Consider the following 22,932-nt stretch of genomic DNA (forward strand, 5'->3'; position numbering starts at 1 on the left):
TTGTTCGCATCTCAGTGTCCGAACTGGTTTTTCTTCCGCAAGCGGGTTTAGCGCGCCGCGCTCTCGCGCGCGAGGTCGGAGACGCGGGTGCCGGCCAGCAGGCGACGCAGGATCGCGGAGGTCTTCGCCGCGCCGTCGAGGTCGAGCGGCGCGACGGATCCCATCGGCTGCTCCATCGCCGTCGCGATTGCCCGCGTCAGGCTCTCCGGCGAAAGCGCGGCTTCCGAAACAACCGTGGCCAGCCCGAGCCTTTCCAGGCGCAGGGCACGGGCGGTCTGCTCGGTTTCCCCCCCGGCCGTGAACGGCACGAAGACGGCCCGGCAGCCGGCGCGCAGGATGTCGCACACGGTGTTGTAGCCGGACTGCGAGACGGAGAGCCGTGCGCCTGCCAGCAGGCCCGGAAAATCGGCACGGAAGCGCGTGACGTGGACATTGTCCGGCGCGGCCGCGACGGTCGCGTCAAAGGCGGCCTGCGGCAGGTTGGGCCCGGCGATCAGGCACCAGCGCAACGTCTGCGGCAGGGCGCGGGCGGCGGCGACGGCAGCCGCGTTCAGCGTCGCGCCGACTGCTCCGCCGCCGGCCGACACAAGGATGTCGAAGCGCTCGGACGCCGGGGCTGGCGGCGGGGCGGCGACGAGGCCGGTGTAGATGACCCGATCGGCAATCGCCCCCGCCAGCGAAAAGCTGTCCTCCAGCCGTGCGAACGACGAGGGATCGCCATGCACGAGGATGCCGTCGAACAGCCGGGTTGCAAGGGCCACGCTCTCCTCGTCCCGGCCGGGCTTGCTCCGCTCCTGCAGGATGTCGCGCAGCGACGAGAGCACGATCGGCCGTTCCTTCATTGCGGCTATTTCGTCGAGCAGCGGCAGCAGCTCGAAGCGCACCTGGCGGCGGCCGAAAGGAAAGGCCTCGATAATGACGATGTCCGGCCTGGTTTCACGGAACGCGGCCAGCAGGCGGTGGCGGCGATGGTCCCGGAAGGCGTCATCGACGGGATGGCCCGCGAGATCGACAAGACCCGAGAATCCGGCATCGCCGGCCACCACCGGCGGCAGTTCGACATGGCGTATTCCGGGACCGGGAAAACCCTGCACCGGCGTTCCGCCCGTGACCATGGTCACGTCGAATCCGTCCCCGGCGAGGGCCCGGGCGATGCGGCTGGCGCGGGCGAGGTGGCCGATCCCGAGAAGATGCTGCACGTAGAAGAACACGCGCGGGCCGGGCTTTTCGACTTCGCTCATCAGGCCGCCTGCCATTCGGTCTTAAACAGCGTCGTCAGCTGCCGGATGCTGGTGTGGTGATCGAATTCGGCGCGAACGCGCTGTTCCGCCGCTTCGCCGAGACGCTTGCGCAGCGCCGGATCACGGATCAGCCTTTCGAGCGCAGCCGCCAGCGCCTTCGGGTCCTCCGGCGGCACGACGAAACCGTTTTCGCCGTCCCTCAGAAGCTCCGGAATGCCGGAAATATTGGTCGAGACACAGACGAGCCGCTGGCTCGACGCCTCCACCAGCACGTTCGGCAGGCCGTCGCGGTCGCCGTCGGCGGTGATGCGGCAGGCCAGCGCGAACAGGTCGGGCCTGCGGTAGTGGTCGAGCACGTCCTGCTGGTCGAGCGCGCCGTTCCAGGTGATCCGGCCGGCGATGCCGAGCTTGTCGGCAAGTTCCTTCATCGCGCCAAGATTCGGTCCGCCGCCGATGTGGACGAACCGCCAGCAAAGATCGGCGGGCAGCAGTGACAGCGCCTTGAGCAGCACGTCGTAGCCCTTCTTGTCGACGGCGCGGCCGACGCTGAGGATCGTCACCGGATGGTCAGGGTCGGAGCCGTCGCGCAGCGAATGCGCGCCCGCAAACGGCCCGAAGCGGTCGAGGTCGAGGCCGTGATAGCTGAGGTGCACGTGGTTTTTGCCGTTCGCAAGCTCGCGCAGGCGGTCGAATCCGGTCTGGTTGCAGGTCACCGTCCAGCGGCTATGCGAGAGTTTGCCTTCGAGCTCCCAGTCGGGCGAGGTCCAGATGTCCTTGGCGTGCGCCGAGCAGGTCCAGGGAATGCCGTTCATCAGGCTGGTGTAACGCGCCACGGATGCCGGCGTGTGGATGAAATGGGCGTGCAGCCAGTCCACCCCCGCCGGCCACTCGGCGCACAGCACCGCGGCCTGGCCGAAACGGCGGAAGCGGTTCGGCGTCAGGTCACGGCGCAGATCCTTGAGGAAGGCGCGGAAGGCGGCCTTGAAGCCGGGCAGGCGGGAACTCCTGATGAGCCCGCGGATAACGCGCAGCGGCTCCTGGTAGAGATACTCCGGCAGATAGTGTACCGGCGCCCGGATCTCGTCATGGACGGGATGACGCTTGGTGTCGGTCGGACGACGCATGGAAATCAGCGTCAGGTCGAAGCCGGCCCTTTCCAGCCCCAGCAATTCCTGCGCGATGAAGGTCTCCGACAGCCGCGGATAGCCCTTCAGGATGACGGCGATTTTCTTCTGTGATGTCACTTTTCAAGCCTTATACGGCGGCAAGCCGCCTGTTGTCCCCGGTCTCAAGCAGGTCGCCGACGATCTGGGAGATGTGCGGCAGCCCTTCAAGCCTGAGGGCCTTTGAGGTCTGGGACGGCGGCGGGCGGTCGGGCAGGGCCTTCAGCGCCTCGGCCAGCACCTTCGGCAGGCGCGACTCCTCCGGCGACAGCATCTGCACCAGCCCGAGTTGCGCGGCGCGCCGGGCCCGGATCATCTGCTCCTCGCGCGGGTTGACGCGGGGAACGACCAGCGCCGGCTTGTCGAACGACAGGATTTCGCAATAGGTGTTGTAGCCGCCCATGGCGACGACGGCGGTCGCGCCGGCGATCAGTTCCTCCATGCGGTTGTCGAATTCGATCACCTCGACGTGGGGAATCTTCGATCCCTTGCGCACGAGCTTCTGGCGCTGCGCCGCCGGCATGTAGGGGCCGAGTACGATCAGCGCCTTGTGCGTCAGGTCGGGGTCTTCCTTGTAGGCATGGAGGACGTCATGGATGAGGGCGGCCCCGTCACCGCCGCCGCCGGTCGTGACTAGGATGTAGTCCCCCTGGGGACGGTGTTCCAACGCAGGTGCTTGCGAGACGCTGCGCTGCAGGAAGCCGACGAAGTTCATGCGGGCGCGAACGACGGGCGGCACGTCGAGACCGATCAGCGGGTCGTAGAAATCCGGCGGGCCGTAGACCCAGACCTTGTCGTAGTACCTGGCGATCTTGCCCATGACGTCGTGGCGCTTCCATTCGGCGTCGAGCAGGTGCGGCGCGTCCATCACGTCGCGCAGGCCCAGCACCAGCGTCGTCCCACGCGCCTTTAGATAGGCGAGCGTCTCCTCGACCTCGCCGCGCAGGCCCATCGGCTCCTTGTCGACGATGAAGATGTCCGGCTGGAATGTTTCGGCGGTGTGCCGGATGATCGACTGACGCATCTTCAGCGTCTCGTGAAGGTCGATGTGCTGCTCCATCGAGGTGTATTCGCCGTTCCGCAGCTTGATGACGCTCGGGATCTTCACGAAATCGACGCGGGCGCGATAATCGAAGGCTCCGGCGATCGGCGAGCCGGAGATGATCAGGACGTTGAGGCCGCGGAAATCCTCGACCAGCGAATGGGCGATGGTGCGGCAACGGCGCAGGTGGCCAAGACCGAACGTGTCATGGCTGTACATCAGAATTCGGGCGTCTTCCAGACGGCGTGTCATCGGCTACTCCACACAGGTTGAACGACCGAACTTAGGGGCCAGTACTCGGATTCGCTAATTATGCATTGCACAATTTTGTTACTTGTAGGGGTCGGCCGCGTCCCGCAACCCGTCTCCGAGGAAGTTGAACGCGAGAATCACCAGGATGACGGGGATCATCGGGAACAGCAGCCACGGGTAGAAGGCGATGACGCTGACGCTGCGCGCCTCGGTGAGCAGGATGCCCCAGCTGGTGATCGGCGGGCGCAGGCCGAGCCCGAGGAAGCTGAGCGCCGTCTCGCCGAGGATCATGCTGGGAATCGTGATGGTTGCGCTCGCGATCAGGTGCGACAGGAAGCCGGGCACGAGATGGCGCCCGATGATGCGGCTGCTGCTCGCGCCCATCAGTTGCGCCGCCAGCACGTAGTCCTCCTCGCGCAGTGCCAGCAGCTTCGAGCGCACCGCGCGCGCCAGGCCGGTCCAGTCGAGCAGGCCGAGAATGACGGTGATGCCGAGATAGACGAGGATCGGGCTCCAGCTGACGGGCATGATCGCTGCGAGCGCCAACCACAGCGGTATACTCGGGATCGACTGCAAGACCTCGATGATGCGCTGCACAACGAGGTCGATGTAGCCGCCGTGGTAGCCGGCGAGTCCGCCGATGACGATGCCGAGCGTGAAGCTGATCGCAATGCCGATCAGGCCGATCGTCAGCGAGATGCGGGCGCCGTAGATGATGCGCGACATCACGTCGCGGCCGAGGCGATCGGTTCCGAGCAGGAACATCTGGCCGTCCTTTGCCGGGCAGACCAGATGCAGGCTGGCGTCGAACAGGCCCCAGAAGCGGTAGGGATCGCCGGAGCAGAAGAAACGCAGCTTCTGCACGTCGTTCCTGTTATCCGTGTAGACACGCCGCAGCGTGTCCATGTCGAGCGTCATCTGGCGCCCGTACACGAACGGGCCGACGAGTTGGCCCTCGTGGAAGAGGCGCACCCGCTGCGGCGGGGAATGGATGAAGTCCATGTTGCGCGTGTGCAGATTATAGGGCGCCAGGAACTCGGCGATAACGATCATCAGGTAGAGCGCCAGCAGGAAGATGCCGGAGGCGAGCGCGATCCGGTGCTTCTTGAACTTCCACCACATCAGCCGCGTCTGCGAGGCCTGGAACACCTTCGCCTGCCCGGCGGTCATTGCTTCCACCGAATAGGGGTCGAAGGGGGCGGTCGAGACGTAATGCTGGAGGGGGGCGCCGGACGGCGGCAGCGGTGAGTTCATTTGGTGCTCCCGCCCTGAAGCCGGATGCGCGGATCGAGAATGGCGAGCGCGATGTCGGAGATCAGCACGCCGATGACGGTGAGGAAGGCAAGGAACATCAGGAACGAGCCGGCGAGGTACATGTCCTGGCTCTGCAGCGCCTTGATCAGCATCGGGCCGGTCGTTTCCAGTGACAACACGATGGCGGTGATTTCAGCGCCGGAAATGATCTGCGGCAGGATCGAGCCGATGTCGGAGATGAAGAAGTTCAACGACATGCGCAGCGGATATTTGACCAGCGCCCGGAACGGGTTCATGCCCTTGGCGCGCGCCGTCACCACATATTGCTTCTGCAGTTCATCGAGCAGATTGGCGCGCAGCCGGCGCACCATGCCGGCCGTTCCCGCGGTGCCGATGATGATGACCGGGATCCACAGGTGCTCCAGGATCGACTTCGCCTTCTCCCAGCTCATCGGCTCGTTCAGGAACCGCTGGTCCATCAAATGGCCGATCGAGGTGCCGAACCAGATGTTGGCGAAGTACATCAGGATCAGCGCCAGCATGAAATTGGGAATGGCGAGGCCGAGCAAGCCCAGGAAGGTCAGGCCGTAGTCGCCCCAGCTGTACTGGTGTGTGGCGGAGTAGATGCCGATCGGAAAGGCGATCAGCCAGGTGAACAGGATGGTGACGAAGGAGACGAGCACCGTAAGCCAAAGCCGGTCGCCGACCACGTCGGATACGGGCAGCTGATATTCGAACGAATAGCCGAAATCGCCGTGCAGCATGCCGCCGACCCAATGGAAATAACGGACCGGCGCCGGCTGGTCGAAGCCATAGCGCTCGCGGAGCGCGTCGATCTCCTCCATGTCGGCGGCCTCGCCCATCGCCCGGAGCTCCGAAACATAGCTTTCGAAGTAGTCGCCGGGCGGCAGTTCGATGATCGTGAACACGAGGACCGAGATCAGGAAGAGCGTCGGAACCATCACGGCGATGCGCCAAAGGATATATCTCAGCATCGCTCAGGCGCTCCCGTCGAACCAGAACGTGTCGGGCATGTAGACGCCCATGAAGGCGGTAGGGTCGTAGCCGTACAGCCCTTTCTCCGGCACGTTCCTCATTCTTCTCGAGGTGACGACCGGCTGCAGCGTGCCGTTGACGATGCCGATCGAGAAGACCTGGTCGGTGTAGATCGACAGCATCTCCGTCCACACCGTCTCGCGCTCGGCCGTCGAGGTCGAGCGCTTCCATTGCTTCATCAGCTCGACCAGCCGCTTGGCCTCGGGCAGGTCCGGAGCCTCGCCCTTCTGCTCGGCGGAGAGATAGTGCAGGCCCCAGACCGGCCATTGCAACTGTTCGTCGCCGGTCGGCGCCAGTGCCGACGGCGACATGTCCGCGGTCGGAATGCCGTTGTCGATGCCCTGCTGCACCGAGATCATGATTTCGCCGCCAAGCGCACGGCTGCGGAACACGTCGCGCTGCGAGGTGCGCACGTGCAGCTTCAGCCCGATCTCGCGCCAGTGGTCGGTGACGAGTTCCAGCACGTCGGTCTCCAGCGTGCTCTCGCCGGCCGATTCGACGATGAGGGCGGCCTCCCGTCCATTGGGTAAGAGGCGCAGGTCCTCGGACTCATTCCAGGCGAGGCCGATCTCGTCGAGCAGCCTGTTGGCGAGGTCGCGATCGAACTGTGACCAGGCGCGCTGATACTCCGGCTTGAACATGGGGCTCTGCGGCAGGATCGTGTCGGCGCTTTCGCGCGCCAGCCCAAAGAAGCTCGCCTTGTTGATTTCCTCGCGGTCGATCGCCACCGACAGCGCCCGGCGGAACCGGACGTCGCGGAACAGGTCGCGCCAGACCGTGTCGCCGCAGTTGAGGTTCGGAAGCAGCGCGATGCGCGAACCCTGGACGTGTTCCCACAGGCGCACCCGCACCGGATAGCGGTCCTCGGCGTCCTTCAGGAACGTGTAGTCGGCGAAGTCCAGGCCGTACGACTGAATGTCGGTCTCGCCTGAACCGGCCTTGGCGGGAATGATGCCGGAGGCCGAGACGTTCAGCAGCACCCTGTCGATATAGGGCAACTGCTGCCCGGTCTCGTCGACGCGGTGGAAGAACGGGTTGCGCTCGAAGATGAACTGTTCGGCCGGCGGCGCGACCAGGTTGCGCCACGGATCGAGCGTCGGCAGGTCGGGGTTTTCCGGGCGATAGGTGCGCGAGCGCTTGATGTGCAGCCCGGTCCAGTCGTCGGTGCCTTCCTCCTCGACCAGCTTCTTCAGCGTCTCGGGGTCGGCATATTTCGGATGGAACTGCTTCATGTAATGGGCCGGCAGCGCCAGCGTGAGCGGCTGCGGCGAGGCGAGGCGCTGCAGGAAGTCGGGGTTCGGAACGTCCCAGGAATAGCGGACGGTCAACGGGTCGACCACCTCGAAGCGCGGCGGCTGGCCATCGGAGAGCAGGTCGAGCGGCAGGCCGCGCGGGCGCATCTCCTTGTTGTTGAGCACGTCTTCCCAATAGTAGACGAAGTCGTCGGTGGTGAAGGGATGGCCATCGGACCAGCGATGCCCGTCACGCAGGCGGAGGGTGTAGACGCGGTTTTCGACCTGCTCGAAGCTCTCCAGGATATCCGGTTGCAGCACCAGGCGCTCGTCGATGCCGATCAGCCGGGCGTAGCCGTTGATCGTCATCAGGCGGATGTCCTTCTGGCCGCCGATGATCATGCGCGCCGAGCCGCCGTACTGGCCCGGGTTTCGGCCCATGGCCGCCAGGTTGACGACGCGCGGCACCTTCGGAATGCGCTCGGCCATCGGCGGCAGCGAGCCGTCGGCGAGCTTGTCCTTCCAATATTCCGGTTCGCGCAGCGGCGGTGCCGCCCGCGCCAGCGACACGGGCAGGCAGGTGGAGGCAAGCAGGCCGAGAAGAGTTCGACGCGTGATCACGGGCGCAACTCCCTCACATCCGCGTTCCGGCGGGCCAGCACGAGATGGCCGTCGCCGAGATCCACTGTCGCCAGCCCGTCGCCGGCGGAATCCCGCTGGAACTGCACGGACCAGTTCCGCATGTCGCTTGCGCTGGCCGCCTTCAGCGCCGAGAAATCCAGCGGCCGGTCGAGGTCGGGGAAGGGGACAGCCGCAAGGAGCGACTTCGTGTAGGGATGAACGGGCGCGCGCATGAGGGTTTCACGCGGCGCAAGTTCGACGATCCGCCCTGCGCACATCACCGCAATCCGGTCGGCCATGTAGTCGACGACAGCCAGATTGTGGGAAATGAACAGATAGGTCAAGCCGAGGTCTTTTTGCAGGTCTTTCAACAGGTTGAGGATCTGTGCCTGCACCGATACGTCAAGGGCCGAGACCGGCTCGTCGCAGATGAGCAGTTCCGGCCCGAGCGCCAGCGCCCGGGCGATGCCGATCCGTTGGCGCTGGCCGCCGGAAAACGAATGCGGATAGCGGTTCAGGTAACGGCGGTTGAGACCGATCACCTCCATCAGCGCGCCGACCATCTCCTGGCGGGACTTGGGCGTGCCGCGGTCGTGGATCTCCAGCGGTTCGGCGAGGATGTTCTGCACGGTCATGCGCGGCGACAGCGACGAGACCGGGTCCTGGAACACCATCTGGATCTTGGCGCGCAGCTTCTGCAGGTCGCCGCCCTGGGCCTCGAGCACGTCCACCGGACCACTGTGATCGTTGAAGGTAATCGAGCCGGAATCGGGTGTGACGGCGCGCATCAGCATCTTGCTGACGGTCGTCTTGCCACAGCCGCTTTCGCCGACGAGGCCGAGGCATTCGCCGCGGCGAATGTCGAAGCTGACGCCGTCGACCGCGCGCACCGCCGCCTCTTCCGAAGGCCGGAAGAAGCCGCCCTTGCGGATCTGGAACGACTTGCTGACATGACGCACCGACAGCAGGATTTCGGAGCCGGTCGTCTTCCTGGTGCCGGCGGCGTCAAGCAGGTGCGAAGCGTTGACCGGCACCTCGCGCAGGGCCTTCAGCCGTTCGCCCGGCTTCATGTCGAAATGCGGCACCGCAGCCATCAGGCCCTTGAGGTAGGGATGGGCGGGACGGCGAAAGATGGCTTCGACCGGACCCGCCTCCATGACCTCGCCGTGGAAGATCACCACCACCTCGTCGGCGACGTTGGCGACGACACCGAGATCATGGGTGATCAGCAGCATCGCCATGTTGAATTCCTGCTGCAGGTCCTTCAGCAGCCGGAGGATCTGCGCCTGGATCGTCACGTCGAGTGCGGTCGTCGGTTCGTCAGCGATCAGGAGCGCCGGCCGGCAGATCAGCGCAAGCGCGATCATGGCACGCTGGCGCATGCCGCCGGAGAGCTCGAACGGATACATCTTGAACGCGCGCTCCGGTTTGGAGAAGCCGGCCATGCGCAGCATCTCGATCGTGCGTTCGTAGCGCTCGTCCTTGGTCATGTGCTCGTGGATGGTGAGCACCTCGCTCACCTGGTCGCCGATGGTGTGCAGCGGCGACAGCGAGGTCATCGGTTCCTGGAAGATCTTGCCGATGCGCCGGCCGCGGATGGAGCGGATGTCCGGTCCATCCTGCGACAATTGCAGGATATCGGTTTGCTTGCCGGTCAAAGGATCGTTGAACAGGATCCGGCCGCTGGCCGTCGCGATGCGCGGCAGGATGCGCATGACCGACTGGCTGATGACGGACTTGCCCGAGCCGGACTCGCCGACGAGCGCGGTCACCTTGCCGGGAAGAACCCGCAGGCTCGCCTTTTTCACCGCATCAACCTGCCCGCCGACCATGGCAAAGGAGATGCTGAGATCTTCGATCCGCAACAGATCCGCCCCTAAGATCATGCCCGGAAATTCCTTCGGTTACGTTTTGTGCGCTATATTCAAGACAGTAACGAAGCCATTGCGGCCTGTCCATCGTATTTGCCCGCTGTCTTACATGCCGATGTTGCAGTTTTATGTCGCAGAAAAATCAATGACTTGGAGGACCATCAGCCGTTGTCGCGGCCCGTAGTGCCGCGAGCCCGGCAGGGCCCAGCACGTCTTCGCAGCGGGTCGAGCGGCGAAAGTTGTCGTAGTAGAGCGTCCATCGGCCGCCCGCGGCCGAGCGGTAGGGGCCGAACTTGAAGTATTGCCGGGCGCCAAGCCCCCGTCCGGCGTGGCCGACATGGCCGCGGATGGTTGCAATCCAGCGATCGTTGGCGAAGAGCTCGATGTGCCCGCTGCCGTCCGGTCCCGGTCGGGTCATCACCGCAAAATCGATCCAGCCGCTGTGCGGCGCCGGCAGGCCGTTGCCGCGATCGACCACGGCAATGCGATCGGTGCAGGCGTCGAAGAGACGTCCGTCGTACGGCTCCCAATGGGGATCGGTGGCGACGAGCGCGCGCATCTGCCGCTTTTCCGGCCGCAGCCAGACCGGCGTGAGACAGGATGCGCCAGCTGCAACGGAAACGCTGCCCTGTCCGACCGGAAAAGTCGTTTCGACAGTCGCAAACAGCCGGCCGCGGACGAGCCGCAGCGCCAGGAAGGGACTGTAATCCCCGTGCGCCCCCGGCCCGATCTCCCGCTTCCACTGGGCGATCAGATGCCGGTGGTCGTCCTGCGGGATGGGATCGGCGAAGCGGACCGAGAAGCCGTACCAGACGGCCCTGTCATAGGGCACGCGCAGCGCCGTGCGTTCCCACACCTCGGCCCGCTCGCTGCGGTGACGTTTCCCGTTCCAGATCGGCCGCACGCTGAGCTTGAGCGCGCCGGCGCTGCCATGAGTGACCTCGCGCTGGAACTCGACGCTGCCGGCGCTCTGCTCGACGTTCTCGCGATAGTAGAGACCGCCCGCAGGCGAAAAGTTGCTTCCCTCGAAGCCGTCGACCAGCGTGGCTTGCCAGGCGGGCGGGGCGGTCGCGCGTCTGCCGTTGGTTTCGCCACCCGTCGCGTTCGAGCCAGGCCGCATCAGGATCATCCATGTTCGGGACGAGATCTCTGTCAGAGGATGCATCAACCGCGGAGGATTGGCAAACCCTGCCGGGACCGGCGCAGGGAGCGGTCGCCCGGCGCATTCTTCTGCAGGGCCGGCTTGTGCCGCGCTTCAGGGCGCCGGTGGCATGTCTTGGCGCAGACCGGCTCCCGTTCGGGAGTGGTTCAATTGAGCCCGCGGGCGATCATCGGCACTTTCGACTTCGGTTCACCGCCATGCGTCGAGCGGGAGTCACGATAGAGCAGCATGACCTGTTCGGCTTCCGACCGCGCGTCGTGGCCATCGGCTTCCAGTGCTTCGGCACGGTCGATCTTGAGGTTGGTCTGCCCGGGCAGGAGCACGGTCAGCTTCTGGCGCACGCCGCGCAGCTTTTCCTGGCCGAGCGTCACCCATTCTCCACCGCAATAGGTGGCGAAGGTCTGGCTTGCGACGATCGACTGCGAATATTTCTTCGTCAGCCCCTGGAGCCGCTGCACCTCGTTGACGGCCGAGCCAAAGGCGGAGAACGTCAGGCGGTCCTTCAGTCCGACATTACCGAACATCACGTTGCCGACATGCAGGCCGATGCCGTAGCGGATGTCCGCCAGCCCATCCTTGCGCCGCTTGGCGTTGAGTTCGTTCATGCGCATCGTCGCAAGGCGGACAGCGGACATCGCCGCCCGCGCCGCCACCTGCGAGGGCTCGCGGTGGCGGCCGCAGGGATAGACTGCGAGGAACCCGTCGCCGATGAAGCTCAGGATCTCGCCGCCGTTGCGGTTGAACGGCGTCGCGATGGCGTCGAAGAACTGGTTGAGGGTGTCGATATAGGCCTGCCGGCCTTCCTTTTCGGCGAGCACCGTCGACTGGCGCATGTCGGCCATGACCAGGGCGGCGCGGATGGTCTCGCCGTCGCCGCGGCGGATCTGGCCGGAGAGCACGCGCTTGCCGGCATTGCCGCCGAGATAGGTCATCAGCATGTTGTCGGCGAGCTTGCCGAGCACGGCCATCTTGGCGGCAACGGCGAGGCTGTTCTGGACCTTCAGAAGCGCGTCGATGACGTTGTCGTTGAAGCCTTCGGGCGCGTCGGTCGACCAGGAACCGACCATGCCCTGGCCGGGTGATTCACCGAAGGACTGGACGAACGCCATGTAGTCGGTCACGCCGATCTTCTTCAGGTCGTCGAAGACCGGGAACTCGGAGGGGGCCGTCGGGTCGATGCGGCGGCGCAAATGGTCGAGGCTGTTGCTGAGAAGGTAATAATAGGGGCTGAGCAGGAAACGCGACGGCTCCGCGCTGCCGCCGGCGGCCCGGAAGCCTTCCACCGTGACGCCCTGGCCGCGCATCCAGGTGAAGCCCAGCGCGTCATAGAGCGGATGCAGCATCGAAAAGCTCAGGTGGACGCGCAGCAGCGGCAGCCCCGCCGCGGCAAGGCGTTCGCAGAAGCCGGTGATCAGATATTCGAGGCTTTCGCCGCTCAGGGCCGTGGTCTTCAGCCATGCCGAGACACGGTCCAGGAGGATGTTTGAGACGTCGGCCGCACGCGTGTTCATCGGTTGTTCCTGTCGGTGTGGAGCCTGCCCGTTTCGCTCAATGGCCCGTGGTCCGGCCCTTGCCCGACCGCGCGACGCCAATGATATAAGTGAGGGGCCATCGCAAAACCAGAAGGAGGAGACCAAAATCTGTTTCCCGTTTCTCGCTCAATTTTCCGTCATCCGCCGTGCGCTTGACGCCGAATGGATTTGACCGCAATGGATAGCGCACGATCGAACGGGTGCTCGCCTTTGACCTCGCTGCCTTCCTCCGCCGAACATCTCCTGCAGGCCATTGCGCGCAAACGCGCGCGCGCCGGCGTCATCGGGCTCGGCTACGTGGGCCTGCCGCTTGCGATCACGATTGCGCGAAACGGCTTTGCCGTCACCGGGTTCGACATCGACCCGGCAAAGATCGTCGCGCTTGACGCCGGCCGATCCTACATCGAAGCGGTGCCGGACGCAGCCTTGAGGACAGAAAGCGAAGCGGGCCGGTTCCGGTCGACGACGGATTTTTCGCAGCTTTCGGGCTGCGACGTGATCCTCATCTGCGTGCCGACGCCGCTGACGAAGCATCGCGAGCCGGACATGTCCTATGTCGTCAGGACCGCCGAGGCGGTCGCCGAGACGCTGCGGCCCGGTCAACTGGTCGTGCTGGAATCGACGACCTATCCGGGCACGACGGACGAACTGGTGCGGCCGATCCTGGAACGCGGCGCACTTCGCTCCGGAACCGACTTCTTCCTCGGCTTCTCGCCGGAACGCGAGGACCCGGGAAACCGCGACTTCGAGACGGCGACGATTCCGAAGATCGTCGCCGGCGACGGCCCGGCGGCCTCCGCGCTGATGCAGGCCTTCTACGGCGCGGTGGTGAAGGCGATCGTGCCGGTGTCCTCCAACGCCACCGCCGAGGCGGTCAAGCTGACCGAGAACATCTTTCGCGCCGTCAACATCGCCCTCGTCAACGAGATGAAGGTGCTCTACGAGGCGATGGGCATCGACATCTGGGAGGTGGTCGACGCGGCGAAGACGAAGCCGTTCGGCTACATGCCGTTCTATCCGGGGCCGGGGCTTGGCGGACATTGCATCCCGATCGACCCGTTCTACCTGACATGGAAGTCGCGCGAGTTCGAGCTGCCCACCCGTTTCATCGAACTTGCCGGCGAGATCAATTCCAGCATGCCGCGCCACGTCGTCGGACGGCTGGCCGAGGCTTTGGACATCCGGCTCGGCAAGGCGCTCAGCCGTTCGCGCGTCCTGGTCATCGGCCTCGCCTACAAGAAGAACGTCCCCGACATTCGCGAAAGTCCCTCGCTGAAGCTGATCGAACTGATCGAGGAGCGCAAGGGCAAGGCCGACTATCACGATCCGTTCGTGACGGAGATCCCGAAGACGCGCGAATACATGGCGCTGAAGGGGCGGCCGTCGGTGGCGCTGGACGAGGCGACGGTGTCAGGCTACGACGCCGTGCTGATCGCGACGGATCACGACGCGGTCGACTATGCTGCACTGGCGCGCTGGTCGCCGCTGGTCATCGACACGCGCAACGCCTTTGCCCGGCGCGGGATCGACGGCGGCAACATCGTCAAGGCGTGAGCGATAGGAGAGTGTACCGGCAATGAGCCGTCTCGACAGTTTCATCCGCCGCCTGACGGCACAGCGCGACATTCTCAACCATATTCGTCGCGACCTGGATTTGCCCTCGAAAGGCGCGGTGATGGAAATCGGCCTCGGCAACGGCCGGACGTTCGACCACCTGCGCGAATGCTTTTCCGATCGCCGGATCGTCGCCTTCGATCGCGATTGCCGGGCGCACGCGTCCTCCGTTCCGGATGCGGAGAACCTGGTGCTGGGTGAGATCAAGGAGACCGGCAAGGCTTTCGAGACGGGAACAGCCGCGCTCGTTCACGCCGACATCGGCACGGGCTACGCCGACAGGGACGCCATCACGCTGACCTGGTTGCCGCAGATGGTGGCCGGCATGCTGGCGACCGGCGGCATTGCGGCAAGCGGCCTGCCGCTGGAGCACCCGGCACTGCAACCGCTGACGGTGCCCGACAGCGTTCCGGCAAACCGATACTTCCTCTATCGCAAGATTTCCTGACCTTGCCCGTCAGATGGCGAAGCGCTGGCTCTCCGCCTCGGTGATCAGGTAGACCCGCATCGAGGCGCTGCGGCCGCGAAGGGCGACCTCGCTGCTTTCCAGCCCGTCGACCGCCAGGCCGGACTGCAACAGGGCGGGCTCGGAGACCACGATCGCGACGTCGTGCTCCTTGGCCGTCGTCTCGAGACGGCTTGCGACGTTGACCGTGTCGCCGATCGCCGTCAGGCTCTTTGTCGCCCCGTAACCCATCACGCCGACCACGCCGGGGCCGGTGTGGATGCCGATGGCGATCCGCAGTCGCACGGCGAATTCGCGCGACAGGTCTTCGTTCAGTTGGCCGAGGTCGCGCACGATCGCGGCCGCGGCCGACAGCGCCTGGTGACAGGCGTTTTCCCGGTTGCCGCCAAGGCCGAACAGGGCCATGGCGCCGTCGCCGATGAATTTGTCCAGCCGGCCGCCGGCTTGCTCGACCGCCTGGCCGACGACGGCGAAATATCGGTTGAGCAGGAAGACGACGTCATAGGGGAGGCGCGCTTCCGACAGGTCGGTAAAGTTCCTGAGGTCGCAGAACAACACGACGATCTCTTCCTCGCGACCCGGACGGACCGGTTCGGTGGCGACCGGCAGGCCGTCGTCGGTGTTCGGCGCCATCAGCAAGGCGACGCTGAGATCGGCGGTGGGGTGAAGCTGGCAGCCGAGCCGGACGCCGGGATCGGCATGGATGCGGGCGAGGGTGGCCGCCTCGATCGGTCCCGGCGGCGGCAGCGGCGCGGCGCTTTCGAGGACGCGGACGCGGCAGGTCGAGCAGCGGCCCTTGCCGCCGCAGACCGAGTAATGCGGCACGTTGCCATAGCGGCTGCCTTCGAGCAGGCTCAGGCCGCGCGGCGCACGCACGAGCGCGCCGTTCGAGTAGCGGATGGTGATCTGCGAGGCCCGCTCACCCAGCATCCGCAGCCTTCGCAAGAAGAGGACCAGAGCGATTGCTCCGAGAAAGACAAGGTATAGTCCGGCCTTGATGCGGCCGAGCCCCTCGGCGACAACGGCCGGGTCGATCCTCGAAGGGGGGATCATCAGGCTGCGCGGATAGGCGGGGTCGAGGATTTGCGGGGCGCTTCGCGCCAGCTCGGCGATTGTGCGGCCAGCCTCGGCGAAGCCGAGAAGCGCCAAGGCGGGAACGAGGATCGCGACCGCCAGCAGATAGGGGGAAGCGGCCCGGTACCAGCTGCGAAAGCGCAGCCAGAAATAGACGCCGATGCAGGCATGCGCCCAGATCACCAGGAGGGCAATCACCTGACGTAGCCCCTGCAGTGGGTTGTTCAGCCACAGGCTGCGAACGACCGTTTGATAGTCGACGACGACGCCGTACAGCGGTTGCGACAGGCGGGCGGGGACGGCGTGCTCGATGATGAGGAAGGGGATCAGCAGGCCGAGCAGGATCTGGGCGGCCTCGCGCGCCGGCATGCGCAGCGTTCGACGCAGATAGACCGAGCGCAACACCAGGAGGACGTGCGTGACGAGCGCGCCGTAGAGCAGGGTGGTGCCGACCGGGTTGCGCCAGACCGCGGAGAACGCCTTCAATACCCGATCGGCGGCATCAAGCGATAGGAGCAGAATCGCGTGGTTGGCAAGGTGCATCGCCACGAAGGCGAGCATGACGAGGCCGGAACCGAGGCGCACCTTCTGCAAGAACCGTTCGGAGGAGATCAGCGCCGCGATGGCCTTTGGCATGGTCGGTCCTGAAGGGTTGATACGGTCTCGCCAGGGTTTCGATGCGGGCCGGCGCTACTGCATGTTTCCTCAAATCGTAGCCGATTTGAGGATAAAACATGCAGCAATTCAAAGCGCTACAGCGACCTTTGCGCGTCTTATAAGACGCGCGGCGCTGTAGTCGACCGGGCCGGGCCGACGCCCCGATCAAAACCACGGCCACAAGAAATAGCCCGACGTCAGCCTCGGCAAAAGGTGTCGCTTCGTTGACGTTGCGTCGACCATCCAGCAATCTCCGCATGAATCGGGCATCCATGCCGCGCAGGGCGTGCGTGTCAGGCCGGACCGCCGCGGGGCTCCGGCTGGCTGGCGTAGTAGTCCCGATACCAGTCGACGAAGTCCTTCACGCCTTCGGCGAGCGGGGTCGCCGGCTTGTAGCCGGTCAGCGCGACGAGCAGGTCCGGGCTGGCAAAGGTGCGTGGCGGATCGCCCTGCTGCATCGGCAGGAACCTGCGCCGCGCCGGACGGCCGAGCGCGTCCTCGAGCGTCGCGACGAAGTCCATCAGCCCGACGGGGCGGCCGCCGCCGATATTGACGATGCGGAACGGCGCCTGGCGCGACAGGGTGTCGAGCCCGGCGGGCGTTGCAATGCGGTTCTCCTCCGACGGGATGACGGCGGACAGGCGCAGCATGCCCTCGACCAGATCGCCGACAAAGGTGAAGTCGCGGCTCATCCGGCCTTCGCCGTAGAGCTCGATCTCGCGTTCCGCGAGGATGGCTTTGGTGAACTTGAACAGCGCCATGTCCGGCCGGCCCCAGGAGCCGTAGACGGTGAAGAAGCGGAACGCGGTGGTCGGCAGGCGGTAGAGATGGGCATAGCTGTGCGCCATCACCTCCATTGCCTTCTTGCTGGCGCCGTAGATCGTCAGCGGCTCGTCCGCCCGGTCGCTCTCGCGGAACGGGATGGTTTCGTTGGCGCCGTAGACCGAGGAGGTGGAGGCAAGCATCAGGTGGCGGGCATTGACCAGCCTGGCCGCCTCGAGCAGGTTCCACGTGCCGAGGATGTTGGTTTCCACGTAGGACTTCGGCTCTTCCAGGCTGTAGCGAACGCCCGCCTGGGCTGCCAGGTGAACGATGACGTCGGGCTGCGCCTGCTCGACCGCGTCCTTGAGCGCTCCGGCCTCCTCCAGCATGAGGCGATGGAAACGGTAGGTCGGAAACTGGGCGAGTGCGGCGTTGCGCGCCTCCTTGAGGCCGACGTCGTAATACTGCGTCATCCCGTCCAGGCCGACGACCTCGTGTCCCTCCTCCAGAAGCCGCCGGGCGAGATGAAAACCGATGAAGCCGGCCGTGCCGGTGATGAAGTAGCGCATGCTCAGTTCCCGTCGCTGCCGCGGCCGACGCCGACATATTTGAACCCGTGGCGGCGCACCTCCTGCGGGGGGTAGACGTTGCGCAGGTCGACCAGGATCGGCGAGGCCATCGTTGCGTGCAGCCGGCGGAAGTCAAGCGCGCGGAACTCGTCCCACTCGGTGACCAGCACCAGCGCCTCCGCCCCGGCCGCGATGGCATAGGGGTCGCTGCCGAACTCGACCGAGGGCAGCAGCTGCTCCGCCGCTTTCATGCCTTCCGGGTCGAAGGCGGCGACGCGGGCGCCGTGATCCTGCAGGGCCTGGATGATGGTCAGCGACGGGGCCTCGCGCAGGTCGTCGGTGTTGGGCTTGAAGGTCAGCCCGAGCACGGCGATCCTCTTGTCGCGCACCGAGCCGCCGCAGGCGGCGATCACCTTGCGGGCCATGGCGCGCTTGCGGTTGTCGTTGATGGCGACCGTCGTCTCGATCAGGCGCACGGGGCTCTCGGCGTCGCACGCCGTCTTGACGAGCGCGAGCGTGTCCTTGGGAAAGCAGGAGCCGCCGTAGCCCGGGCCGGCATGGAGAAACTTGTCGCCGATGCGCTTGTCATAGCCGATGCCTCTGGCGACCTTCTGCACGTCGGCGCCGAGGCTCTCGCAGAGGTCGGCGATCTCGTTGATGAAGGTGATCTTCATGGCGAGGAACGCATTGGCGGCGTATTTGATCAGTTCCGACGTGCGCCGTTCGCAGAAGAACAGCGGGCCTTCGTTGAGATGGAGCGGCCGGTAGAGCTCGGTCATCACGGCGATGGCGCGCGGGTCCTCGGTGCCGACGACGATGCGGTCGGGGCGCTTGAAGTCGCCGATCGCGGCACCCTCGCGCAGGAACTCGGGGTTCGACACCACCGACACGTCGGCGTCGGGATTGGTCTCCCGGATGATGCGCTCGACCTCGTCGCCGGTGCCGACGGGGACGGTCGACTTGGTGACGACGACGGTATAGCCGTCGACGGCGGTGGCGATCTGGCGCGCGACGGCATAGACATAGGTGAGGTCCGCATGGCCGTCGCCGCGCCGCGAGGGCGTGCCAACGGCGATGAACACGGCATCGGCCCACGCGACGGCGGCCTCCACGTCGGTGGAGAAATTCAGCCGCCCCGCCGCGCTGTTCGATGCGGCCAGTTCCTGCAGACCCGGCTCGTAGATCGGAATTTCGCCCTTGCGCAGGGCATCGATCTTCTCGGCGACGTTGTCGACGCAGACGACGTCATGGCCGAAATCGGCAAAGCAGACGCCGGAAACAAGACCGACATAGCCGGCGCCAATCATCGCAATTCTCATATGCCCTCTTTCGATAGCCTCAGTGGGTCGTGTGAAGGGACGTCTCGCTCAATGGGCCCGGCGGTGGATGGGCGAGGGCGTATCAACGAGCCAGCGGTCCACCGTGCCTTTTATTCATTCGGGCAAACAAAGGAAATCATAAATTATGGCCGGGCTGGCCCGCCTCGGGAAAGTGCTTTCCCGCCGCGGCGTCGCGGTGCCTGGCGGCGCCGTCAATTGCGTCGACCAGGCCGGCGGGCGCGACGTTGCGCCAGGCCGTCTCGACGATGTGGTGGACGGTATCCATCTCGGCGCTGTCGAAGTAGAGCGAGGTCCAGCCCTTGTGGCCCCAGCCGCCGGGAACGGCGGCGCACAGGCCGGGCTGGGTGGCCACCAGCATGGCCTGCTGACCGCGCGTCAGCTTGCAAACGGCGCGGCCTGCCTCCGGCAGGGTCAGGAAGATGCGGCCTGCCACCCGGAAGTCGCGCTTGCCGAAATGGGCATTCTCCTCGGTGCCGGGCAGGGCCAGCGCCATCTGAACAAGGTCCTCGGACGTCATGCAAAAAAATAGCACGGATCTGGTTCGGCCGGAAGGTGACAGCGCCTGGGCGAGCTGCGGCTGCGGGAGGGCCTTAGGCGTTCGGGCCGCAAGTGTTGGATATTGGCCTTTTCATCGATAGGAAAATAATCCTTGACAGCGTGACGGTGGTCTGCTAGGGTTCAACTACAGTCGGAAAAGTGCGGGCGGAGAGATCGCCCGACGACCGGAAGTCGTGGCGAGGTCCCGGAAGAAGACGAGATCGCGACCGGGGAAACGCGTTGGCGACGCAAACGCTGGTGTTGGCCGGATTTGCCGGGAGGCTTTCGGACAATCCGGAGCCGCACAGCGACCGGTCCCACCATGGTGATATCCGCCCGCCGGCTGGCTGGCACAGCGTAAGACGGAAGCGCCCGTTCGCATCGAACGCGGCGCTTTTTCCATTTCCGGAGCAATGATCATGCACAGCTTCGATGACGTCGATCCCGATCTTTTCGGCGTGCCGGCAACGGACCTCGCTTACGATGGGGGCACGCGGCCGGAACGCTGGGAAGTGGGCCGCGTCGAAACCGCGCCCCTTCTCCTCGACATGAAGGCGGACACCGGCGGTGATCCGCTGCAGGACATGCAGACGATGCTGGCCGAAATGACGAAGGAGCTGCGCGAGCGCTTCCAGCGCTTCCAGAGCCAGCGCCGCACGGCGGAGCACGTTGCGGATGCGGCTGAAGATGAAGCGGACCGCAAGCTTGCCCAGGCGGATGCGAAGGCGGCGATCGAGGCTGTCTCGCTGATCGTGCGGACGCTGGAAAAGATCGACAGCCTCCAGCGCGCAATCTCAAGCGAGCGGCGCGATGCCGACGAGCGTCGCGGCGAGGTCGCCGACTACGAGGCGGTGGTCGCCGAGTTCGACCGCCGGGTCAATGCGAAGGTGCAAGCCTACATCGAGCAATGGAAGGCCGATCATGAGCGATGCGGAGCGGGGGAGGCCGCCGATCCGGCGATGGGGTCGGCGGTGGGAACCGGCGACGACGGACAGAACGGCCCGTGAGCGGCGCCGGCTCGCAAGAAAAACGCGTGATGCACTCCAGGACATGGCGGGCCGCATGGCACAGGAGGTCGGGCGGATCGGCGACCAGCGCGAGGCGCTCCTCATGGATATTCTCGGACCGGTCGACGGTCTGGCGGCAAGCATTGGCGACGGCGGCGCGGCCAGGGCGCCCGCACGTGACGGGATCGACGAGAATGCCCCTGATGGGTTGGGGCCAGACGAAGCTGACGCGGTTACCTCGCCAGAGAACCGTCCGCTCGATTTCGGAGACCCGTCCTCCACGGCGCAGGTCATCAGCCGCGCGATGCGGCTCTGGCCGATCGAGCGGCATCCGGCGCAGGAGGAGCCCGAGGGTGACTGGCGGGTGTGGCTGCTGATGGGCGGGCGCGGATCGGGCAAGACTCGCGCCGGCGCCGAATGGGTGCACGAGAGCGCGCTGCAGGCACCGAGGCTGAGGATCGCGCTGGTGGCGGAAACGCTGGGCGACGCGCGCGAGGTGATGATCGACGGCGTGTCCGGCATTTGCCGGATCGCGCGCGGCCAGCGCCCGGAATTCGAGGCCTCGCGCCGGCGGCTGGTCTGGCCGAACGGATCGATGGCGCAAATCTTCTCGTCGGAGGATCCCGAAAGCCTGCGCGGGCCGCAATTCCATCTTGCCTGGTGCGACGAACTGGGAAAGTGGCGCCATCCGCAGGAGACCTGGGACATGCTGCAGTTCGCCCTCAGGCTCGGCGAGCGGCCGCAGGCGCTGGTGACGACGACACCGAGGCCGATTCCGTTGCTGAGGGCGCTGATGGCGGACCGGGGAACGGTGCTGAAGCGGATCAAGACGGCAGACAATGCCAGGAACCTGGCTGCGGGTTTTCTGGAGGCCATGGCGGAACGCTATGGCGGGACGCGGCTTGGCCGCCAGGAACTCGACGGCGAGATGATCACCGATCGCCAGGACGCGCTGTGGAGCCGGGATCGGATCGAAGCGGTGCGCCAGCGTCTGCCGGCGCCGCTGTCGCGGATCGTCGTGGCGGTCGACCCGCCGGCGACCGCATCGAGCCAGTCCTGCTGCGGCATCGTCGCCGGGCTGGACGGCGCGGGCAGGGCGGTCGTGCTGGCGGATGCGTCGGTGACCGGGGCAAGCCCGGCAGGCTGGGCGAATGCGGTGGTGCGCGCCTTCCGGCGCTTCGACGCCGACCGGGTGGTCGCCGAGGTGAACCAGGGCGGCGAGATGGTGCCGGCCATGCTGCGCAGCATCGACGCGGTTCTGCCGGTGACGATGGTGCGGGCAACGCGCGGCAAGTTCCTGCGGGCCGAACCGGTCGCCGCCCTCTACGAGCAGGGCCGCGTCACGCATGCCGGCAGTTTTCCCGAACTGGAAGACCAGATGTGCGACTTCGGGCCGGACGGGCTTTCCTCCGGCCGCTCGCCCGACCGCGTGGATGCACTCGTCTGGGCGCTCACGGCGCTGGTGCTCGACCGACGGGGCGAGCCGAAGATCCGCGGCGTGTAACGCAATCTATGGGAGTAAAAATAGTTGATGTAATTTTTAGGTGCATTTGTGGGCGGATTATGATTTAATCGCCCACCAACTGGACATCGATTGATCGCAACGGGAGCGGTGGAGCAATTCTCGACCGCGCTGCCTGCCTGTACGCCTTGGGTGCAGGGGATGGAGGAGAGAATGCCGATCAACAGGAAGTTCTTTTTCGACCGGGTGCGGCTGCACCTTTACAAGCACGGCCTGGACCAGGACGCCGTCGACGGGCACACGGCGATCCTCGATCGCTGGGAAAAGCATCTTCCCAAGGACGACGACCGCTGGCTCGCCTACATCCTGGCGACCGCCTATCACGAAACCGGGCGGCGAATGCAGCCGGTGGAGGAGAACCTGAATTACTCCGCCAAGCGTCTGCTCGAGGTCTTTCCGAAGTATTTCCGAACGGCCGAGGAAGCCGCAAGCTATGCCGGCAAGCCGGAAAAGATCGCCAACCGTGTCTACGCGAACAGGCTCGGCAACGGAAACGAGGCGAGCGGCGACGGCTGGCGCTATCGCGGCCGCGGGCTGGTGCAGATCACCGGCAAGACGAACTATGACAAGTTCAAGATCGCCGGTTCGCCGGATGACGCGCTCAAACTCGAAGAGGCCCTGACGATGCTGTTCGAGGGCATGATCAAGGGCGTCTACACCGGTTACGCGCTGAAAGATTTCCTCGACGGACGCAAGGAAGAATGGGTCGAGGCGCGGCAGATCATCAACGGGTACGATCGGGCGCAGGACATCGCCGACTACGCCCGCCACTACTATTCGGCGATCAGCTACACGACGGGGGCGTGAGCGGAGCGAGCAGGCTGCGGGCGGTGCACGCATCGCCCGCTTGCAGGCCAAATCCGGGGCACGTCGATGCCGGATGTGTCCGGCATCACGGCATCCTGCCGTGGGCTTGCGAGCCGGGCTGAACATCCTCCCGCATCCGTGCGACGCTGTC

At 65.6% G+C, this 22,932-nt stretch carries 17 protein-coding genes and 1 pseudogene; 5 read left to right on the forward strand and 13 right to left on the reverse strand.

What is annotated here, in order from left to right; genetic code table 11:
* Positions 1–47: 47 nt before the first annotated feature.
* The 9 genes from JNC62_RS02160 to JNC62_RS02200 all read right to left on the reverse strand — a co-directional run bounded on the left by JNC62_RS02160 (position 48) and on the right by JNC62_RS02200 (position 12,405).
* A complete protein-coding gene (locus JNC62_RS02160; RefSeq protein WP_374835496.1) occupies positions 48–1,241 on the reverse strand; it encodes a glycosyltransferase family protein in 1,194 nt (397 codons plus the stop codon).
* The gene (locus JNC62_RS02165) at positions 1,241–2,485 is read right to left on the reverse strand and encodes a glycosyltransferase family 4 protein (RefSeq protein ID WP_374835498.1); all 1,245 of its coding nucleotides are present in this window, start codon (positions 2,483–2,485) and stop codon (positions 1,241–1,243) included. Before JNC62_RS02165 ends, JNC62_RS02160 begins: the two co-directional genes overlap by 1 nt.
* 10 nt (positions 2,486–2,495) lie before the next feature.
* Positions 2,496–3,698 (reverse strand): glycosyltransferase family protein, encoded by a 1,203-nt coding sequence (locus JNC62_RS02170; RefSeq protein WP_374835500.1) that lies wholly within the window; start codon positions 3,696–3,698, stop codon positions 2,496–2,498.
* Between the two features lie 78 nt (positions 3,699–3,776).
* Positions 3,777–4,952, reverse strand: coding sequence for an ABC transporter permease (locus tag JNC62_RS02175; RefSeq protein WP_374835502.1), 1,176 nt, complete (start codon positions 4,950–4,952; stop codon positions 3,777–3,779).
* On the reverse strand, positions 4,949–5,947 hold the full coding sequence (locus JNC62_RS02180) for an ABC transporter permease (RefSeq protein ID WP_374835503.1): 999 nt from the start codon (positions 5,945–5,947) through the stop codon (positions 4,949–4,951). Before JNC62_RS02180 ends, JNC62_RS02175 begins: the two co-directional genes overlap by 4 nt.
* 3 nt (positions 5,948–5,950) lie before the next feature.
* Complete coding sequence (locus tag JNC62_RS02185) at positions 5,951–7,861, reverse strand: ABC transporter substrate-binding protein (RefSeq protein ID WP_374835505.1); 1,911 nt, start codon at positions 7,859–7,861, stop codon at positions 5,951–5,953.
* Positions 7,858–9,747, reverse strand: a complete 1,890-nt coding sequence (locus tag JNC62_RS02190; RefSeq protein WP_374835507.1) for an ABC transporter ATP-binding protein — start codon at positions 9,745–9,747, stop codon at positions 7,858–7,860. The genes JNC62_RS02185 and JNC62_RS02190 overlap by 4 nt, the downstream gene beginning before the upstream one ends.
* A gap of 127 nt (positions 9,748–9,874) precedes the next feature.
* The gene (locus JNC62_RS02195; RefSeq protein WP_374835509.1) at positions 9,875–10,852 is read right to left on the reverse strand and encodes a polysaccharide lyase family 20 protein; all 978 of its coding nucleotides are present in this window, start codon (positions 10,850–10,852) and stop codon (positions 9,875–9,877) included.
* A gap of 188 nt (positions 10,853–11,040) precedes the next feature.
* On the reverse strand, positions 11,041–12,405 hold the full coding sequence (locus JNC62_RS02200) for an adenylate/guanylate cyclase domain-containing protein (protein WP_374835511.1): 1,365 nt from the start codon (positions 12,403–12,405) through the stop codon (positions 11,041–11,043).
* A gap of 198 nt (positions 12,406–12,603) precedes the next feature.
* Here JNC62_RS02200 and JNC62_RS02205 point away from each other — a divergent pair, with 198 nt between their 5' ends.
* Both JNC62_RS02205 and JNC62_RS02210 read left to right on the forward strand, forming a co-directional pair.
* Entirely contained in the window at positions 12,604–13,980 is a 1,377-nt protein-coding gene (locus JNC62_RS02205; protein WP_374835513.1) for a nucleotide sugar dehydrogenase, read from the forward strand.
* A gap of 22 nt (positions 13,981–14,002) precedes the next feature.
* Positions 14,003–14,488, forward strand: a complete 486-nt coding sequence (locus tag JNC62_RS02210; protein WP_374835515.1) for a class I SAM-dependent methyltransferase — start codon at positions 14,003–14,005, stop codon at positions 14,486–14,488.
* Here JNC62_RS02210 and JNC62_RS02215 read toward each other — a convergent pair.
* The 4 genes and pseudogenes from JNC62_RS02215 to JNC62_RS02230 all read right to left on the reverse strand — a co-directional run bounded on the left by JNC62_RS02215 (position 14,470) and on the right by JNC62_RS02230 (position 19,425).
* Positions 14,470–16,216 (reverse strand): annotated as a pseudogene (locus JNC62_RS02215) (adenylate/guanylate cyclase domain-containing protein). The gene JNC62_RS02210 and the pseudogene JNC62_RS02215 overlap by 19 nt on opposite strands.
* A gap of 314 nt (positions 16,217–16,530) precedes the next feature.
* Positions 16,531–17,568, reverse strand: coding sequence for an NAD-dependent epimerase/dehydratase family protein (locus JNC62_RS02220; protein ID WP_374835517.1), 1,038 nt, complete (start codon positions 17,566–17,568; stop codon positions 16,531–16,533).
* A gap of 2 nt (positions 17,569–17,570) precedes the next feature.
* On the reverse strand, positions 17,571–18,887 hold the full coding sequence (locus JNC62_RS02225) for a UDP-glucose dehydrogenase family protein (RefSeq protein WP_374835519.1): 1,317 nt from the start codon (positions 18,885–18,887) through the stop codon (positions 17,571–17,573).
* A 136-nt stretch (positions 18,888–19,023) separates the two neighbouring features.
* Positions 19,024–19,425 (reverse strand): MmcQ/YjbR family DNA-binding protein, encoded by a 402-nt coding sequence (locus JNC62_RS02230; protein ID WP_374835520.1) that lies wholly within the window; start codon positions 19,423–19,425, stop codon positions 19,024–19,026.
* Positions 19,426–19,864: 439 nt separating this feature from the next.
* Between JNC62_RS02230 and JNC62_RS02235 the strand changes: the two genes are divergently transcribed.
* The 3 genes from JNC62_RS02235 (at position 19,865) to JNC62_RS02245 (ending at position 22,781) form a co-directional block, all read left to right on the forward strand.
* Positions 19,865–20,452 (forward strand): hypothetical protein, encoded by a 588-nt coding sequence (locus JNC62_RS02235; protein ID WP_374835522.1) that lies wholly within the window; start codon positions 19,865–19,867, stop codon positions 20,450–20,452.
* Between the two features lie 304 nt (positions 20,453–20,756).
* On the forward strand, positions 20,757–21,956 hold the full coding sequence (locus JNC62_RS02240; protein WP_374835669.1) for a DNA-packaging protein: 1,200 nt from the start codon (positions 20,757–20,759) through the stop codon (positions 21,954–21,956).
* 171 nt (positions 21,957–22,127) lie between these two features.
* Complete coding sequence (locus tag JNC62_RS02245; protein ID WP_374835524.1) at positions 22,128–22,781, forward strand: hypothetical protein; 654 nt, start codon at positions 22,128–22,130, stop codon at positions 22,779–22,781.
* Positions 22,782–22,932: the final 151 nt, after the last annotated feature.

The organism is Mycoplana ramosa (assembly GCF_041930185.1).
GTDB lineage: Bacteria > Pseudomonadota > Alphaproteobacteria > Rhizobiales > Rhizobiaceae > Mycoplana > Mycoplana ramosa.

Coding starts and splice junctions, on each gene's coding strand:
- JNC62_RS02180 (WP_374835503.1), bottom strand. CDS start 5,947: ATGCTGAGATATATCCTTTGGCGCATCGCCGTGATGGTTCCGACGCTC.
- JNC62_RS02230 (WP_374835520.1), bottom strand. CDS start 19,425: ATGACGTCCGAGGACCTTGTTCAGATGGCGCTGGCCCTGCCCGGCACC.
- JNC62_RS02220 (WP_374835517.1), bottom strand. CDS start 17,568: ATGCGCTACTTCATCACCGGCACGGCCGGCTTCATCGGTTTTCATCTC.
- JNC62_RS02235 (WP_374835522.1), top strand. CDS start 19,865: ATGCACAGCTTCGATGACGTCGATCCCGATCTTTTCGGCGTGCCGGCA.
- JNC62_RS02245 (WP_374835524.1), top strand. CDS start 22,128: ATGCCGATCAACAGGAAGTTCTTTTTCGACCGGGTGCGGCTGCACCTT.
- JNC62_RS02225 (WP_374835519.1), bottom strand. CDS start 18,887: ATGAGAATTGCGATGATTGGCGCCGGCTATGTCGGTCTTGTTTCCGGC.
- JNC62_RS02160 (WP_374835496.1), bottom strand. CDS start 1,241: ATGAGCGAAGTCGAAAAGCCCGGCCCGCGCGTGTTCTTCTACGTGCAG.
- JNC62_RS02195 (WP_374835509.1), bottom strand. CDS start 10,852: ATGCGGCCTGGCTCGAACGCGACGGGTGGCGAAACCAACGGCAGACGC.
- JNC62_RS02175 (WP_374835502.1), bottom strand. CDS start 4,952: ATGAACTCACCGCTGCCGCCGTCCGGCGCCCCCCTCCAGCATTACGTC.
- JNC62_RS02205 (WP_374835513.1), top strand. CDS start 12,604: ATGGATAGCGCACGATCGAACGGGTGCTCGCCTTTGACCTCGCTGCCT.
- JNC62_RS02240 (WP_374835669.1), top strand. CDS start 20,757: ATGCGGCTCTGGCCGATCGAGCGGCATCCGGCGCAGGAGGAGCCCGAG.
- JNC62_RS02210 (WP_374835515.1), top strand. CDS start 14,003: ATGAGCCGTCTCGACAGTTTCATCCGCCGCCTGACGGCACAGCGCGAC.
- JNC62_RS02190 (WP_374835507.1), bottom strand. CDS start 9,747: ATGATCTTAGGGGCGGATCTGTTGCGGATCGAAGATCTCAGCATCTCC.
- JNC62_RS02200 (WP_374835511.1), bottom strand. CDS start 12,405: ATGAACACGCGTGCGGCCGACGTCTCAAACATCCTCCTGGACCGTGTC.
- JNC62_RS02170 (WP_374835500.1), bottom strand. CDS start 3,698: ATGACACGCCGTCTGGAAGACGCCCGAATTCTGATGTACAGCCATGAC.